General features: G+C 41.1%; 18 protein-coding genes. 4 read left to right on the forward strand and 14 right to left on the reverse strand.

The window, feature by feature from the left end:
* Positions 1-79: 79 nt before the first annotated feature.
* The 5 genes from rpmG to LU293_RS01285 all read right to left on the reverse strand — a co-directional run bounded on the left by rpmG (position 80) and on the right by LU293_RS01285 (position 2830).
* Positions 80-235, reverse strand: a complete 156-nt coding sequence (rpmG, locus tag LU293_RS01265) for a 50S ribosomal protein L33 (RefSeq protein WP_078253122.1) — start codon at positions 233-235, stop codon at positions 80-82.
* Between the two features lie 36 nt (positions 236-271).
* Positions 272-508: a 50S ribosomal protein L28 gene (gene rpmB, locus LU293_RS01270; protein ID WP_242748123.1), complete on the reverse strand. Its 237-nt coding sequence runs from the start codon at positions 506-508 to the stop codon at positions 272-274.
* 273 nt (positions 509-781) lie between these two features.
* Entirely contained in the window at positions 782-1126 is a 345-nt protein-coding gene (locus tag LU293_RS01275) for a HopJ type III effector protein (protein WP_242748124.1), read from the reverse strand.
* An 8-nt stretch (positions 1127-1134) separates the two neighbouring features.
* Positions 1135-1383 carry a carbon storage regulator CsrA gene (gene csrA, locus LU293_RS01280; RefSeq protein ID WP_311195310.1) on the reverse strand — a complete coding sequence of 83 codons (249 nt, stop codon included), beginning with the start codon at positions 1381-1383 and terminating at the stop codon, positions 1135-1137.
* A gap of 160 nt (positions 1384-1543) precedes the next feature.
* Positions 1544-2830 carry an aspartate kinase gene (locus tag LU293_RS01285; protein ID WP_242748125.1) on the reverse strand — a complete coding sequence of 429 codons (1287 nt, stop codon included), beginning with the start codon at positions 2828-2830 and terminating at the stop codon, positions 1544-1546.
* 604 nt (positions 2831-3434) lie between these two features.
* Here LU293_RS01285 and tgt point away from each other — a divergent pair.
* A complete protein-coding gene (tgt, locus tag LU293_RS01290) occupies positions 3435-4592 on the forward strand; it encodes a tRNA guanosine(34) transglycosylase Tgt (protein ID WP_242748126.1) in 1158 nt (385 codons plus the stop codon).
* 136 nt (positions 4593-4728) lie between these two features.
* Here tgt and LU293_RS01295 read toward each other — a convergent pair whose 3' ends face one another.
* From LU293_RS01295 to dxr, 8 genes are all read right to left on the reverse strand, one after another.
* A complete protein-coding gene (locus LU293_RS01295) occupies positions 4729-4857 on the reverse strand; it encodes a methionine/alanine import family NSS transporter small subunit (RefSeq protein WP_242748127.1) in 129 nt (42 codons plus the stop codon).
* 12 nt (positions 4858-4869) lie between these two features.
* A complete protein-coding gene (locus LU293_RS01300) occupies positions 4870-6369 on the reverse strand; it encodes a sodium-dependent transporter (RefSeq protein ID WP_242748128.1) in 1500 nt (499 codons plus the stop codon).
* A gap of 259 nt (positions 6370-6628) precedes the next feature.
* Positions 6629-7402 carry an acyl-ACP--UDP-N-acetylglucosamine O-acyltransferase gene (gene lpxA / locus LU293_RS01305; RefSeq protein ID WP_242748129.1) on the reverse strand — a complete coding sequence of 258 codons (774 nt, stop codon included), beginning with the start codon at positions 7400-7402 and terminating at the stop codon, positions 6629-6631.
* A gap of 24 nt (positions 7403-7426) precedes the next feature.
* Positions 7427-7957 carry a 3-hydroxyacyl-ACP dehydratase FabZ gene (fabZ, locus tag LU293_RS01310; protein ID WP_242748130.1) on the reverse strand — a complete coding sequence of 177 codons (531 nt, stop codon included), beginning with the start codon at positions 7955-7957 and terminating at the stop codon, positions 7427-7429.
* A gap of 37 nt (positions 7958-7994) precedes the next feature.
* Positions 7995-9005, reverse strand: a complete 1011-nt coding sequence (gene lpxD / locus LU293_RS01315; RefSeq protein WP_242748131.1) for a UDP-3-O-(3-hydroxymyristoyl)glucosamine N-acyltransferase — start codon at positions 9003-9005, stop codon at positions 7995-7997.
* Positions 9005-11440, reverse strand: coding sequence for an outer membrane protein assembly factor BamA (bamA, locus tag LU293_RS01320; RefSeq protein WP_242748132.1), 2436 nt, complete (start codon positions 11438-11440; stop codon positions 9005-9007). The genes lpxD and bamA overlap by 1 nt, the downstream gene beginning before the upstream one ends.
* Before the next feature lie 186 nt (positions 11441-11626).
* Positions 11627-12982, reverse strand: coding sequence for an RIP metalloprotease RseP (rseP, locus tag LU293_RS01325; protein ID WP_242748133.1), 1356 nt, complete (start codon positions 12980-12982; stop codon positions 11627-11629).
* A complete protein-coding gene (dxr, locus tag LU293_RS01330) occupies positions 12982-14184 on the reverse strand; it encodes a 1-deoxy-D-xylulose-5-phosphate reductoisomerase (RefSeq protein ID WP_242748134.1) in 1203 nt (400 codons plus the stop codon). The genes rseP and dxr overlap by 1 nt, the downstream gene beginning before the upstream one ends.
* Positions 14185-14373: 189 nt before the next feature.
* Between dxr and queC the strand changes: the two genes are divergently transcribed.
* Both queC and LU293_RS01340 read left to right on the forward strand, forming a co-directional pair.
* Positions 14374-15093, forward strand: coding sequence for a 7-cyano-7-deazaguanine synthase QueC (gene queC / locus LU293_RS01335; protein ID WP_242748135.1), 720 nt, complete (start codon positions 14374-14376; stop codon positions 15091-15093).
* Positions 15086-15670, forward strand: coding sequence for a TetR/AcrR family transcriptional regulator (locus LU293_RS01340; RefSeq protein ID WP_242748136.1), 585 nt, complete (start codon positions 15086-15088; stop codon positions 15668-15670). The genes queC and LU293_RS01340 overlap by 8 nt, the downstream gene beginning before the upstream one ends.
* 79 nt (positions 15671-15749) lie before the next feature.
* On the opposite strand, the gene LU293_RS01345 is transcribed toward LU293_RS01340, so the two are convergent.
* A complete protein-coding gene (locus LU293_RS01345; protein WP_242748137.1) occupies positions 15750-16607 on the reverse strand; it encodes an META domain-containing protein in 858 nt (285 codons plus the stop codon).
* Between the two features lie 166 nt (positions 16608-16773).
* Between LU293_RS01345 and LU293_RS01350 the strand changes: the two genes are divergently transcribed.
* A complete protein-coding gene (locus tag LU293_RS01350) occupies positions 16774-17445 on the forward strand; it encodes a TerD family protein (RefSeq protein WP_242748138.1) in 672 nt (223 codons plus the stop codon).
* Positions 17446-17559 lie beyond the last annotated feature (114 nt).

Raw genomic sequence — 17559 nt, forward strand, 5'->3', positions numbered from 1 at the left:
AAATGTATCTAAATTAATAATATCAACCACCTATTAATAAAAAAAACCACAACATCGTGTGGTTTTTTTATTAAACGGATTACTTAATTTTTGCTTCTTTAAACAATACGTGTTGGCGTACTTTTGGGTCAAACTTTTTGATTTCCATTTTGCCAGGCATGGTACGCTTATTTTTAGTTGTGGTGTAGAAATAACCAGTACCAGCGGTAGAAACGAGTTTAATTTTATCTCTCATGATGATGTCCTTTAACTTATAAGCCTAACAAAACAATTAGATGTTTTGACCTTGTGCACGTAGATCAGCAAGTACTTTGTCGATACCGTGCTTATCAATGATACGCATACCCTTAGATGATACACGAAGGCGAACGAAACGGTTCTCAGACTCTACCCAAAAGCGGTGGTTGTGTAGGTTTGGAAGAAAACGGCGACGTGTTTTGTTGTTAGCATGTGATACATTGTTACCCACTAGTGGGCGTTTTCCAGTCACTTGACATACTCGAGACATGGTGAACTCCTAATCTAATATGGCACGGATATTGAGCGGTATCGGTTGTGCCGTTTAATCAAAGTGCTATTAAATAAGGTATGGACTTAGCATAACTATGATTAAACCATATGGTTAGGCCACTCTTTTTTGACCGTTAAAGGCGACGACAATCAAGAAGTAGCAGAAAAATTAAAGCCCATATTTTACTCTATCTGCAATAAATATTCAAGCAAAAAATTAAAATAGGGGCAGATTTAATAAAAATTAAGTCAGCGGTTAGGTTGATAATGACTATTTGATACTCAAAGCATTCTTAGGCATTGCAAAGCCACGCCAACCGTAATGCATAAAATTACGAATGTTGGCATGATCTATGCCATCTGGCGTAGCTTGTACAGCCTGATAATGCTCAGCAAACAAACTAAGCGTATCTAGCTGGTTTAGACCATGTAGCTTTGCTAAGCCAAATACTTTAGCACTACCCTCGTTTACGCCTGGGGCATTCACCACCTCACCATTATGAAAAGCCACTGGTGTATAGTGATAATTGGCATCAATATACGCAAGTACATCAGCAAAATTTAATGCATTTGACCGAATGCCATGCAGTAAACGTGAAATATCAGTATGATTCATAATCCATCCTAGCGGTTGAAATAATCATCATCGTCAAATGATGGCGGTGCAAAACCATCCTGCTCAAGATGGCTCATATGCATCTGCATGGAACGTTCGTGCTGAATACGTTGGTAAATCTCTTCACGGTGTACTGCGATGTCTTTTGGAGCATTCACCCCCAAACGCACTTGGTTACCCTTAACACCAAGCACAGTCACACTGACCTCATCGCCAATCATTAATGTTTCGCCTACACGACGAGTTAAAATAAGCATAGTAGCTCCTTACTATGAAGAATTTAAAATAACTACATAGAAATTAAAATTACCCAAAGACGCATTATAAAACGTCTTGGGCAGAATGTCAGCAGTTTTTAGTGAATTTAATCAAGCTGTTACAATAAACCAAACAAACTGTTAGGACTTCTAATAAATCTTAAAGTCCTGCAACTATACTTTCGCCGTCTTCACGGTCAAGCCCAAAAGCGGTATGTAGTGCTTTTACTGCTTTATCTAAATGCTGTTCTTGAATTAACACCGATACTTTAATCTCAGAAGTGGAGATCATCTGTAGGTTAATATGATTACTGGCTAAAGTATCAAACATTTTACTTGCCACACCTGCATGTGAACGCATACCCACGCCAACAATAGATACTTTGACCACAGTATTATCACCGACAATCTCAGCAGCACCGATATCGTCCTTTACTTTCTCGTTTAGGATTTTTAAGGCTCTATCATAATCACTACGCTGAACTGTGAAACTAAAATCTGTTACGCCATTTTCTGCGATATTTTGGACAATCATATCCACTTCAATATTAGCAACACTAATCGGGCTTAAAATTGCTGATGCGATACCAGGACGGTCAGGCACGCCCAATAGTACGATTTTGGCTTCATCACGATTAAAAGCAATACCTGAGATAACTGCACGTTCCATATCATTTCCTTCGTCAATTGTGATTAACGTACCTACGTTTTGTTTAAATTCCTCGTCAAACGCCCCATCTGTACCTTCATCAAAGCTAGAAAGCACACGCAGTGGTACACGGTATTTACCAGCAAACTCTACTGAACGAATTTGCAACACTTTTGATCCTAAGCTTGCCATTTCAAGCATTTCTTCAAATGTGATTTTTGATAGTTTTTTTGCTTTTGAGGTTACACGAGGGTCAGTGGTATATACACCATCCACATCGGTGTAGATTTGGCATTCGTCTGCACCAATAGCAGCTGCGATTGCCACGCCTGTGGTGTCTGAGCCACCGCGACCAAGGGTAGTTAGGTCGTTATGCTCATTCACCCCTTGAAATCCTGCAATAATCAAAACCTTGCCATCAGCAAGCTCACGCTTTAGATTATCAGCATCGATGTGTTCAATACGGGCTTTAGCATGCGTCGTGTCAGTCTTAATGGTAACCTGACGCCCTGTCATAGACTTAGCTTCTACACCCAAATCCTTCAACGCCATAGCGAGTAAAGCAATCGAGACCTGCTCACCAGTGGCGACCATTTGATCATATTCTCGTGGATCTGGATCATTACTGATTTCTCGCGCCAGACCAATCAAACGGTTGGTTTCACCACTCATGGCAGAAACCACCACCACGACTTGATGACCATGATCATGCCAACGCTTAACACGCTTGGCGACATTTTTGATACGGCTGGTATTCCCCATAGAAGTACCGCCGTATTTTTGGACGATTAACGCCATGACTTGTCCTTTTTTGATAAACGGTGTCAATTTTGTAATTAATAACGGCTTGATGATTGATAACTAAAATTTATCAATAAATATCAGCTGCGACATTAATTTTTAAAAAGGCTTTTATACCATATTTTAAATGGTTTCTCAAGATAAAGCTCTCATATATTTAAAGGTAATATTACCCATCCGCTTTTTTGTGTTTATTTGCCTTGATACACCTATTTGTTGCTTAATTTTTTTAAGATAGCTTAGGATAGTTCTTAATAGGCAACTTTATAGCTAAGTATCATCAAAGTTTAACTACATTAGCCTTGCTCAACGATGCAAACAAGCTAATAGAGCTTACAGGGATGACAATCTTAAGTATACGATATACTGTAAAATACTTTTTTGGCAGGATACTACCATCAAAAGTTGGGAATAATTTTGTCTTATCAGTCTTTTTTTTAATCAACGTTTTAACAGCCAAAATGTTGAAAATCACGCCCATCAAAAGCCTGATTTTATGACAAAACAAGATGATACAATCAAACTAAATAACCACGTTATTACCACCCCAAAACCCACCAAATAATGCTATAATTACTCATTTTATTAAATGATCAATATTATGAAATTTACCTTACACAATACCGATAACGGTAATAACCACGCACGCCGTGGTACGGTTCATCTGGCTCATGGTGACGTACAGACCCCTGCATTTATGCCTGTTGGGACTTATGGCACAGTCAAGGGCATGCTCCCTCGTGACATTCATGGCATTGGTGCTGATATTATACTTGGCAACACTTTTCATCTGTGGTTACGCCCGAAAATGGATGTCATTCGTGAGTTTGGTGGATTACATCACTTTATCGGATGGGATAAGCCCATTTTAACTGACTCTGGCGGATTTCAAGTGTTTAGCCTTGGAGCTATGCGTAAAATCAGCGAAGAAGGCGTGGCATTTCGCTCGCCTGTTGATGGAGCAAAAGTATTCTTATCGCCTGAAGTATCCATGCAAATCCAAAACGACCTTAACTCGGATATTGTCATGCAGTTTGACGAATGCACGCCCTATCCTGCTACACTTGAGCAAGCTCAAAAGTCTCTTGAGCTTTCACTTCGCTGGGGTGAACGCTGTATTAATGAACATCATAAACTTGGTAACAAAAACGCTCTTTTTGGTATTATCCAAGGCAGCATGTACGAAGATTTGCGTATGCAATCGCTTGAAGGTCTGCTTACCATGCCATTTGATGGCTATGCGATAGGTGGGCTGTCAGTGGGAGAGCCTAAAGATGAGATGATTAAGGTGCTAAACTACCTGCCACATCGTATGCCGTCTGATAAGCCACGTTATTTAATGGGCGTGGGTAAGCCTGCTGATATCGTTGAAGCGGTACGCCGTGGGGTGGATATGTTTGATTGCGTCATGCCAACTCGTAATGCACGTAATGGGCATTATTTTGTTACAGGCAATGCCGAAAATAAAGGCGTCATTCGTATTAAAAATAGCCAATATCGCACCGATAAGCGTCCGCTTGATGAGCATTGTGATTGCTACACTTGCCAAAATTTCAGTTTAGCCTATCTCCACCACCTGCATCGCTGTGGCGAGATGCTATCAGCTCAGCTTGCCACTATTCATAACTTACGTTACTATCAGCGTCTGATGGCAGACATCCGCACAGCAATCGAAGCTGATAAATTTGATGAATTTGTCGCAGAATTTTACGCTAGATGGAGTATGGAAGTACCAGAGTTTAATAAGAATAACAACTAATCAATTTTTATAAGTCTTACATATCAATAAAACCACTTGTCACACAAGTGGTTTTAAGTGTAAGAATAATTTACCTTAAATAAAATGTAGTATTTATGCCCACACAGCAAATATCTAGCATAAGCACTTTTAATACTTACAAATCATCAGGCACGCTTTCTAGTGGAATATCTGGATTTTTGACCAAATGAATCGATGATAATAACAATCCACCCCAGATTAATAGCATAGCAATAAGCATAATAGTTATAGCTGACATAGTCATAACAACACTCCTTTATTGATGATGATTATAGTGGCTTGGGTGACTTTTGATTTTTGGAAAAATCAAAGCACTTAGTGCAAAAATTGCCACAACGCCCCAGCCAAACAAAGCCTGTACCATAAAGCTATAACCGCCATAGCCTTCTGTCAGTAAGCCTTTCATGCTAAGAACAAGAGCTACTAATAACGAGATTGGCGTTACAATAGTCAGCATGAATACCCAGCCTTGACCAACCTTAAAGCTTGAAATAGCATTAATATGATTAACCAATTTTGGGATTATTTGGCGGTTTAGCCATGTCACCCAGATGATAGATAATAAACCACCAAACACTACACCGATGTTATTAGTGAAATTATCAATCACATCAACAAAAGTAATCGCTGCTGTAGTAGAGAACATCACTGTTGAGACTACTGCACAGCTACCACCCACGATGGTCACTGCTTTATTTTTTGACCACCCAAGTTTATCTTGGACTGCTGACACAGGCACCTGTAAGATACTTGCCATTGATGTTAAGCCTGCCAAGAACAGTGATGCAAAGAATAACACACCAATGATTGTGCCTGTATCACCCATAGTAGAAACGATATTTGGGAATGCGATGAATGCAAGACCGATGCCACCTTTAACCACTTCTTCAACTGGCAAGCCAGACTGCACCGCCATAAAGCCTAAGATAGAGAAAATACCGATACCAGCTAGTAACTCAAAAGATGAATTAGCAAAACCAACCGTCAAGCCTGAGCCAGTAAGGTTTGCATTCTTACCTAGATAAGATGAATAAGTTACCATAATACCAAAGCCAATCGACATTGAGAAAAACACGTGTCCATAAGCCGCCAACCATACACTTGGATTGGCCATCGCCGACCAGTTTGGTGCAAAAAATGTTTGCAAGCCTAGCGATGCCCCTGGCAATGTCACCGCTTTACCCACCATCACGATAAACATTAATACAAGTAGCGGAATACAAATTTTATTTGATAGCTCTACACCCTTTTGGATACCGCCGTACATGATCAGCAGTACAATAGCCCATACAATGATAAGTCCTGTAAATAAGCCAGGTACGAAACTTAAGCCCTCTGCGATATCAACATTTTGTAGATAGTGGCTAAAAAAGAAGGCTTCTGTATCGCTACCCCAAGCCTGTGTTGTGGCATAAATCGTATATTGACCTGCCCAGCTTAGAACGGACGCATAATAGATGCCGATCACCGTACATACTGCTACTTGCCACCAGCCGACACTCTCAGCAGATTTAAGCATACGACCATAAGCAGTCGGTGGTGCACCACGATACTTTTGGCCAACGACATAATCTAAAAATAGCAGCGGAAAGCCTGCTGTTGCTAAGGCAATCAAATAAGGCACAAAGAATGCACCACCGCCATTTTCATAAGCTGCATAAGGGAAACGCCAAATATTCCCCAATCCGACAGCAGAACCCACTGCTGCTAAAATAAAGCCAGAGCGCGCTGACCAACTCTCACGTTGTGCCGCCATAAGACTCTCCTCATCTAATCTATATGAATGTCAGTCCCGAACATTCGTTCCATACTATCACTATCCACGTTGAGGGTGGATAAATCATGACAAGTTACTTTGACGGATACACAAAAACCCATAACAATACGCTATGGGTTAGGAAAAATGCCAAAATTTTCCTTGCCTTTTTTTGCATACTAACAGATACTTAGCAATAAATCAATATTTTAGCAATACTATAAAATAAAAATATCCGCCTATGAGCAGAAATATCCACCTAACGAGTTAAGCCACGCTCGGTATTTTTTAAAGAGTTAATTAGCAGTGCAATTTTTGGCTCACGCTCTAGCATGGATTCAAGCTCTGCTATCGCCTGCTGACGCAATAGCCCTGAACGAAATATCAAGCGATACGCCTCATCAATGGCTTGTATCGTGTCACGACTCCAGCCTTTGCGACGCATGCCTTCTTTGTTTAAGCCATGCGTTTTTGCAGGATTGCCAGACACCATAACAAAAGCAGCAACGTCTTTTAGGATTAAGCTTGCGCCACCAATCATACTATAATCATCAATGCGACAAAACTGATGCACGCCTGACTGACCACCAATAATGACATGATTGCCAATATGTGCATGACCTGCCACACCGACATTATTAGCAAGCACGTTATAATCACCAACCGAACAATCATGGGCGATATGTGTGTTTACCATAAATAAGTTATGGCTACCAATTTTGGTCAGGCTGCGATCTTGGGCTGTGCCACGATGAAATGTGCAAGATTCACGAATACGATTATAATCACCAATCTGTAAGTAAGTAGGTTCGCCCGCATATTTTAAGTCTTGGGGATTTTCTCCCACACTGGCAAACTGATAGATTTCGTTATGCTTACCGATTGTGGTATTTTCACCAATAACAACATGGCGATGCAAGATACTGCCCTCACCAATTTTACTGTTTTTACCGATAATACAGTAAGGCCCGACCACAGCCGTAGGACTAATGACTGCACTATCATCTATGATCGCTGTTGGATGAATGTTCATGCCACTAAACTCCTTAACGGTTGCTTATTTCTCAATGTCGCTGACTTTTTGGCGAGCAATCATCACTTCAGCACTACAAGCAAGTTGCCCATCAACATGAGCTGTACAAGAAAACTTGTAAATATCACGCTTATTCATAATTGCTTTTGAACGAATCACGAGCTGATCACCTGGGCTGACCAGCTTTTTAAATCGCACTTTATCCACACCAGCAAATAGGTACAAATAACCATCCTCAGATGATGTGCCAGCACTGATAAATCCAAGCACACCCGACAACTGTGCCATCGCCTCTACCATTAACACGCCTGGCATGATTGGGTTATCTGGAAAGTGCCCATTAAAAAACTCTTCATTAATCGATAGATTTTTATAGCCAGTGATCCAGTTATCAGGCGAGCAAGCAGTCACACGATCGATCAACATAAACGGATAACGATGTGGCAGATAGTGCTTTAATTGCTCAAACTTTAGCGGCATGGTTACTTGTCTTTTAGATAACGCTGTTAAGTCCGCTTCGGTTAATAAATTATAATCGATAAGATGTTGAGTCATTATTTTTCCTTGAAGTTTCAGTAATAAAAAAATAGTGTTATTTATTACCCATTTGGCGAAATTTAACCGCAGCACGACGCCATTTCATGGTCGGCATCGCTACTGTGCCAGATGAATAACTACCCGCTTGCTCAATCGAACTTGTCACAAAAGTTCTGCCTGTCAAAGTCACATTATCTGCAATATTAAGATGCCCGCTAATGCCGACATTCCCACCTATAATACAGTTACGACCTATCACAGTACTACCAGCTATCCCCACCATCGCTGCCATCGCTGTGCCATCGCCAATCTTAACATTATGGGCTATTTGCACAAGATTATCGATAATAACATGATTACCAATGACAGTATCGCCGATAGCACCTCTATCGATGCAGGTTTGGGCGCCAATTCGCACATTATCACCAATGATGACTCGTCCAAGCTGAGCGATACGCTGCCATTTTAAGCCTGTCGCACTTGGATGTGGGGCAAAACCAAAACCCTCAGAACCAATGGATGCATGGGCATGGATTCGCACATTATTCCCAATCACTGTGTGGTAAGCGATATACACATGCGGATAGATAATACTATTATCTCCAATGATGGTATATTCACCAATGCTAACGCCTTGGGAAATTTTGGCTTCATTGCCGATAACCACGCCTTCATTGATCACAGCATAAGCACCAATTTGGGCGTTTTTGCCTATTTTAGCTGTTGGGCTAATGATAGCAGTTGGGTGAATGCCTGTCTTAGTTGATGTATTTTCAAACAATGTACTAATACTGGCATATGCCAAATACGCGTCTTTTACAATAATGGCAGTGGCAGTGGTTGGCACGTCACAAGCAAATTGTTCACCCACAAGCACCACACCTGCTTGGGTTAATGGCAGTTCATGGGCGTATTTTGCTTGGGAGATGAACGCTACACAGTCAGCGTCAGCCTGTGCTAAGGATGCAACTTTCTTAAAAAACCGACCAGTTGGTTTTATATCAGCTTTGTTTAGTACAGGCTGCACCAGTTCAATCGCGCAGATCAGCCGTTCTAGCGATATCATTAGAACATACTGCCAATCTGGAATTGGACTTTATCTGTTTGATCGCCTTTTTTGCTATTTAACGGTTTAGCATAGCTGATAGAAATTGGTCCAATCGGAGTAAACCATGTTGCCCCTGCACCAACACTGTATCGAAGCTCTTTATCCTGAGTGATCAGCGGATAAGTCTTGCTACCAATCAGTGTTTTATTGGCATCATTAGGGTCTTTATAATTGTAACGGTAGGTCTTATACTCTTTGTCACGCCCTGTTGTGTCAAAGACTTGACCTGCATCTACAAATAACACAGGACGCACTTGATCTTTCCAATCGCCCTTAAATGGTAGTGGTAAAATTAGCTCAGCACCAAAAGAAGCCATTGCATTACCACCCACTTCTTCGCCACGGGCATAGCCACCACCTTGGCTGGCAGCAGTCCAAGGTTGAGATTGTGGCCCTAGACTTGAAGCATTATAACCACGCACGGAGCCATAACCACCTGCATAGAAATTTTCATAAAATGGCAGATTATTACCATAACCAAGCTTTGCCCAGCCACGCAAAATCGTACCTTTATATAAAGGCTGATAATAATTGCCACGATAGACGACTTTTTGATAATTCTTATCACCAAAGCCAACTGTCAAACCTAAATCATGATTCATGCCTTTAGTTGGTAACATGGGTCTATCTAAAGTAGAATATGTCCAGCCAAGTGTCGCTCCATAAGTGGTGTAGTCTTTAGAAAACTGACCATTTACAAGATCTGTTTTGCCGCCATCGGCGATCAGCTGCTCAACGTTGCTAATCCCCATAAAGCGACCGCCACGCACCTTGGTATTATCGACGGTCAAACCACCATTAATACGTTGATTTTCATTAATCGGATAGCCATAACTTAATGCTGCACCATAGGAATCTAGCAGGTAATTACTGATATTTTTGCTGTCACTTTTGGTTTTACGATAATAGGCGTTGACACTCTGAGAAATGCCATTTTTGGTAAAATAGGGATTTGCCAAGCCAAGGCTGTATGAATCCATCGACTCAGAACGCATCATACCTGCAGTCAGGCGATTGCCAGTACCCATGAAGTTTGATTGGGATAAATCAAACTGAAATGTCAAACCGCCAGACTGTGAATAGCCAGCTGATATTGAAGACGAGCCAGAAGGCTGCTCAACGACATTATAAACCACATCAACTTGGTCGGGGAAGTTTGACACAGGACGCACGTTAACTTGTACATCTTTAAAAAAGCCTGTACGCAATAGTCGAGCGCGCGATAAGGCAATCTTTTGGTTAGAAGATAAAGCCCCTTCTAGCTGACGCATCTCACGGCGAAGCACTTCGTCTTTGGTTTTAACGTTACCATTAAACTCAATACGACGCACATAGATTGGGCGTTCAGGATCAATCTTATAATCCACATCAACCGTTAATGTCTCATCATTAATACGTCCTACTGGATCAACTTTGGCATAATAATAGCCTTCGTCACCGAATTTATTTGCGATGGCGACAGTTGTCTCATTAAGTGCTGCTTGAGAGTAACCATCACCCTTTTTAAAGGTGATAAGCTGATCTAAACCCACTTTACTGTATGTACTTGGGCCAACAAAATTCACCGACCCAAATTGATACCTTTGCCCTTCTTCTATCGCAAGCTCAATGGATATTTTTTGTTTATCTTCATCAATGTTTAGCGTCGCTTCGTTAATTTTAAAGCGTACGAAACCCTCGTTAAGGTATTTGGCTTTAATCGCCTCAAGACTGGCATTAAATTTGTCTTGGGTGTATTTATCTTTACCAGATAGTGGGTTTAGCTTTTTATCTTTAATGATAAATTCATCTTTTAGGTCGTCATCGCTAAAATATTGGTTGCCAATAATATTAATATCCACCACACGAGCAGGCTTACCTTCGATGAATTTTAAATCAAGCTTAACGCGATTACCATCAAGCTTGGTCTGAACCACTTTAATATCACTATTATAGTAACCTTGTGAGATATATTGGTTTTTTAACTCATTTTCAATCGCATGAACTGTGGATTGTTTTAGCGTATTACCTACCACAAGTCCCACGCTTTTTAAGCCTTCTGTCAGCCCTTCTTTAGGGATTAGTTTATTGCCATCAAAGTTAATCTCAGCGATGGTTGGACGCTCTGTTACATGGAACACCACTTGACCATCTTGTACAGCACTTTGCACATCACTAAACTGCTCTGTGGCATATAATGCACGGATACTGTCAGCAAGCAAATCATCTGTTACAGTCTGACCAACTTGAATCGGTAAAGTCGTCTGTAAGCTTTCAATAGTAACCCGCTGCAATCCTGTAATAGCGATGTCTTTAGCGACGAAAGCTTCGGCATGGGCTTGGGTTGCCATCACTGTCATCACCGCTGCAGCGATGCTTGTGGTCATAAACCGAGAAAAAGAAGGCTGATACATAATTTCACCTAATAGTGTTATCAATAAATCATTATTCACGTCAAACCAAGCTTGATTTGACAAGTAATAAAATCTGCAATGCTGCTAAAGGTAAGCCAAAAAACAGTTTTTGGCAAGCATAAAATGTAAATTATGCCATCTTTTGCATAAAAAGTCTGCAATCGATGGCATAAAGTCCAAAGAATCCTACCCCAATAATCGTGTTATATCATTACTAATCGCAAGCACCATCACACATAATAACATCAGCATACCTATATTTAAGGCAGCGACAGAAAAACGCTCATTCATTGGTCGCCCAAAGATTAGCTCATAAGTATAAAATATCAAATGCCCGCCATCAAGCACAGGAATGGGTAATAGATTAAGCACCGCAAGTGATATGCTAATTAGTGCCATCGTAGACAGCACCTGCATCCAACCCATTTGCACACTTTGGTAAGAAACGTCAGCGATGGTTATCGGTCCAGACAGATTGTCAAGCCCAATTAAACCTGTAAGCATCTTACCGATTGATTTTATCGTCATTACAGACAAATCATAGGTCTTTTGAACCGATAAAGCTGCCGCTTCGCCAAATGAATGATGTATGGTAACTTTATAATCATCAGGTATACTGATTGGACCGCTAAACGCCACGCCCGCTCCAATTTTACCAACGATTTGTCCTTTTTCTTTGGTGGCTTGTGGCATGACAGGGATTGTCAGGTTTTTGCCATCTCGCATAATACCAAACTTAAGCATGGTTTCTGGATTTTGGCGAATCACTTCTGTTACACTTAGCCATTGTGCCATCGGCTTATCATCAATGCTGATGATTTTATCGCCTGTTTTTAAGCCCATCAGATCTGCCGCACCACCATCGGTTATCTGACCGATGACCGCTGGCAACTCAGGTCGCCAAGGCAGTGCACCTAAAGCAGTTAAGGGATCTAATCCTGCTTGTGTATCTTGCATAAAATGGGCGATGTGAACTACATGCGTCGCCTTATCTGTCGTAATACTCACCGACTTAGTTTCACCCATATGATCTGCTAAGGCATAGCTAATCTCCTCCCAAGTATCAACCGCTTTATTATCAATGGCGATAATTTGCTCACCTTGTTTTATTTGGCTAAAAGCGACAGGCGAGCTTGGTAGGATACTGCCAATTTTCGTATTAAGCTGCTCTATTGGCTGTAATAAAATGATAAAAAACAACCCTATGGCAATGATGAAATTCATCACTGGGCCTGCAATAACAATGGCGATTTTCTTTAGGGGGTGCTGATTATTAAATGCCAGATGACGCTCACCCTCTGCCACCTCGCCCTCACGTTCATCAAGCATTTTGACATAACCGCCAAATGGTATGGCACACACACGATAATCAATGCCAGTTTTTGGACTAGTCCAACCAAACAGTCGTTTACCAAAACCAATAGAATAGGTCAGCACCTTAACACCGCATAGCCGTGCGACAATATAATGCCCCCATTCATGCAAGGCGATGAGTGGCAACAGCACCAAAACAGCAGACAATAGCATAGCAAAAGCGGTCATTATAAAGCTCCTATTAAGCGATTACTTGCCAATCTTACAGCTTGATCAAACGTTAAAATATCGGTCAAATCAGTAAAGCTCACCCCAAAATCTTTAGATAAATCATCACAATGAAGTACTTTTTCTACCACATCAGCAATGTCGGTCAATGCAATCTTACCCCCTAAAAAAGCATCAACTGCTATCTCATTAGCAGCATTTAAAGCGATGGTTGCCCCATTGCCACAGCTTACAGCATATCGAGCTAGACTTAAGCTTTTAAATTTTAACTCATCTGGGCGAATGAACTGCAAATCTGCCATCTTAAATAAATCAAGCGAACTTACGCCACTATCAATACGATCTGGATATGCCAAAGCGTGGGCGATGGGTGTCTTCATGTCTGGCGTGCCGCATTGTGCCAAAAACGAACCATCGATATACTCAACCATCGAATGCACGATACTTTGTGGGTGAATGACGATATCAATTTTATCTTGACTTAGGTTAAATAAATGACACGCTTCAATTAGCTCAAGTCCTTTATTCATCATCGTTGAGCTATCTACTGAGATTTTTTGTCCCATCGACCAGTTGGGGTGTTTGATGGCATCTGACACGCTCGCCTTTTTCATCTCATCATACGATTTATGTAAAAAAGAGCCGCCACTTGCCGTTAGCCAAAGACGTTTTATACCAAAACCCACATTATGAATGGCGTGATTATCTTCTTGTACTGCTTTTGGCAAACACTGAAAAATAGCATTATGCTCACTGTCAATCGGTAAGATGGTTGCACCACTATGACGTGCAGCATTCATCACCAAATCACCCGCCATGACAAGGCTTTCTTTGTTGGCAAGTAGCACTTTTTTACCCGACTTCACCGCTTGCAGTATAGATGGCAATCCTGCCGAACCAACAATCGCTCCGACCACTGTCTGACTATGAGAATCTTTTGCCAAATCACACAGCCCATCTTGACCACCGACTACTTCTGTTGCAAGCCCTGCACGTCGTATCTTATCTGCAAAAGCATCAACGTCATCTTGTGCGACGCACACTCGCTTTGGGCTAAACTCTTGGCATAAAGCAAACAGTTTGGTTAGCTGGCGAAAACCTGACAAGGCGTAAATCTGATAGCGATCAGAATGTCTGCGAATGATGTCAAGCGTACTGTCGCCGATTGAGCCTGTTGCTCCTAGTAAGGTGATGTTTTGCATGGGTAATCTTAGGGTTGGTGGGGTTGTGCTAATCGTCAATTATGAACGTTAGTCTTACAATAATAATGAAATTAAAAACACGATTTAGAATAAATTATTATAACATAAACGCACATTTCATGATAAAATTTCATCCAAAATATCAAAAAATCCATCTCTTTAAAAACACATTTTTATACTATTTTATTTATGAATCACACAGAGCTAAATCACTACCAAGACCAAAATGCCGTCGTTTTATTTTCTGGTGGTCTTGACTCCACCACCTGCCTTTATTGGGCAAAATCTCAGTTTAAACACATTACTGCGATTAGCTTTCGCTATGGACAACGCCATTCAAGTGAACTGATTGCCGCCCAAAACATTGCAAAAGCACTGGATGTGGATCACCGTATTATCGACATAGATATCGCTCAGCTTGGTGGCAGTGCCTTGACAGATAATAGCATAGATGTGCCAGAATATGATGCTAATTCAGATGCTGTACCTGTAACTTATGTGCCAGCACGCAATACCATCTTTTTATCATACGCCTTAGCAGCAGCTGAAGTAACTGGGTCAAACTACATCGTCATTGGCGTAAGCTCGGTGGATTTTTCAGGTTATCCTGACTGCAGACCTGATTTTATTGAAGCCTTTGAAAGGCTTGCCAATCTTGCCACCGTGACGGGAAGAGCAGGCAATACGCTGTCGGTCGTTGCTCCTTTACAGCTCCTATCTAAAGCACAAACCCTAAAGCTTGGGCTTAAGCTTGGCGTAGATTATGGGCAAACTGTATCGTGCTATCAAGCGGATGAGTCTGGCTTGGCATGTGGTGTGTGCGACAGCTGCTCACTTAGACGTCAAGGCTTTCTTGATGCAGGCGTCGCTGACCCAACACGCTATCGCAAGGATGTGATTTATGACTGATTTATTTGACGAAAATAAAGTTAAAGCCACTGACAGCACACCCCAAAAGCGTAAAAACAACCCAGAGCTGTTAAGACACACATTACTGATTGCTGCCAAAGATATCATGCTTGAAGATGGTATTGCTCAGCTGTCCATGCAAAAGGTAGCAACATTAGCTGGGGTTAGTAAAGGCGGACTTTTTCATCACTTTAAGAGTAAAGATGATTTAATCTCAAGTGTCGTCTCACTATTCATCGCTCAGCTTAACACTGCCATCATTAGTCAGATTGCCGACCAAAACGCCTTTGGAGTCTTTACCACTGCTTATGTACGAGTTTTTTTTGATGATAAAAACATCGGTCTTGGCAGTCAATGGTCTGGATTAATAAAACCCATTACCGCCGAGAGTTCTCTTAGGCAGCAGTGGCAACAATGGCTTGATAATAAGCTTCACCAGCACCATAAAACTGACAGTGACGACAGATTACACCTTGTACGCATGGCAGTAGATGGTGTTTGGCTAAATGGCGTATCCACGCATGAACTACCCAGATTAAAAGAGCATCTACTTTGTGCCATCAACAGCATAAAATAAAATCACACACTCATCAAGCATGTGATTTAAAAAGACGGCTAAGTTAAGACTGTTAATAAAACGTAACTAGCAATCTAGCCTAAAAGTTGGCGTTGGTCGCTTCTAAACTGACTGCTGTATCATATACATAGATATAGTCATTGGCATGATTTGGTGTATGATACACCTTAATTCGGATAATTTGGCGTAAGCTTGGATCGTGTGTGTATCCTACAATTTCACCTTTAAAATTTCGCCACGCCCCCTTTCTGACTTCGATACCCATATCATCATAATCAATACTGCGAACTTTTAGGCAATGCACACTGCCATCTATACATTCTTTGGCATTTGGGTCTATTTCCCAAAACATCGTTTTAGCTTTGCCATATAATGATTCAAGTGTCGCTTGACCTTGCCAAGTCAGCGTTAGATCTTCATTAACCTGCGTTAAGGTTGCCAACATTCCATCTGACGATTTGGTCAAGTAAAAACGACTGCCATGAAAGGCGTTAAATAACGTACTTTCTGCTTTTGTTTGGCTATCATAGCATGCCATTAAAGTCGATGCATTATGGCTTGTGTACAAATGACCGTGCTTCATCGCAACATCAGCTGAGTATCGATTACAGCCTGCTGTCGCTGTTAACTTACCGCCATTAAGCTCAAACTTTGCTTGAGCTTGGGCGATTACTTGATCAAAATCTGTTGCAGATTGCTCTTGTTGATCAGCCCGTATTAATGTCCACTGATAATGTGCAATATCATCAAGTAGCGTCATTGGCTTAGTGTCATGGCTACTGTCTTGCTGTCGCTTGGAAGTTGAAGCAACCTGCTGCTCTTGACGATCAAAGCCATTACTCTCAATACAATGACACGCTACCAACGTTAATGACAATATAATTACAAAACTGCGAGAGGTCAAAACAAAGCGTCTTAATTTTCCTAAAAAAAGCATAAAAAACATTCATTACAATAATTTTGTTATATCATAGCACCATCTGTTTAAATTTCTTGTAAAAATTTGTATCAAAATGGCTTATCAGCTTAGCTTAGTAGTGATTTGGTAGGAAAATCCCAAAAATTTTGTTACAATAACATCAACTCATACACAGGAAAACATCATGTCAGCCATTAAAACACAAAGTCTCGTCACCAACACGACGCTCATCAGTCACTTTGAGCCACGCACATTAACACAATTGCAGCTGTTTGGAGCTTATCTTGTTGCAGGCGTAAAATACGAACACACCGAACTGCCAAAACGTGGCAAAGATGCATGGCTTGCCAAACTGCCCAAGGTCGATAATTCGCCCATTGCCATGGATATTGATATTGTCTGCATTCTGTATAACCATACACGAAAACCTTTAGATATTATTTGGTACGGCAAGCTAAGAAATAATAGCGAAACTGTTCGCCATGGCGGTGATGCGTTAATTGGATCAAAATCCTTTGAAGAAACGCTCATCAACCAAGAAGAGATTCGTGTGCGAGCCTTAGACTTAGACGATAACATTCATCATGCGGCATTTGTCATCACAAGCTACCACAACCAACCACTGCGATTTGCCAAAAAAGGGATAGCAACACTAACTGATAATGAAAATAACATCGCTCACAGCTTTCATTTAGATGCAATAGAAGGTGACTGCCAATCTTTTCTTGCTTGGCACATACAGCGTACCGATAATGATTGGCTCGTACACGCACCAATGAAAAATCTATCTACCAAGGATATTGACTCGCTTGGCGATGCTGTATCAACCCTGCTAGAGCAGCATACTCGCTGGTAAAGCAGTTCAGTTATAGACGATGTCAAAATACTGTGGCATTACTTAAAAACAAAAAAAACTTTTTAAGTTACACAAAAAACCGCAAAAAATTCTTTGCGGTTTTTTTAGGTTATG

Origin of the sequence: Moraxella nasovis, from assembly GCF_022701215.1 — a bacterium.
GTDB classification, from domain to species: Bacteria; Pseudomonadota; Gammaproteobacteria; order Pseudomonadales; family Moraxellaceae; genus Moraxella; species Moraxella nasovis.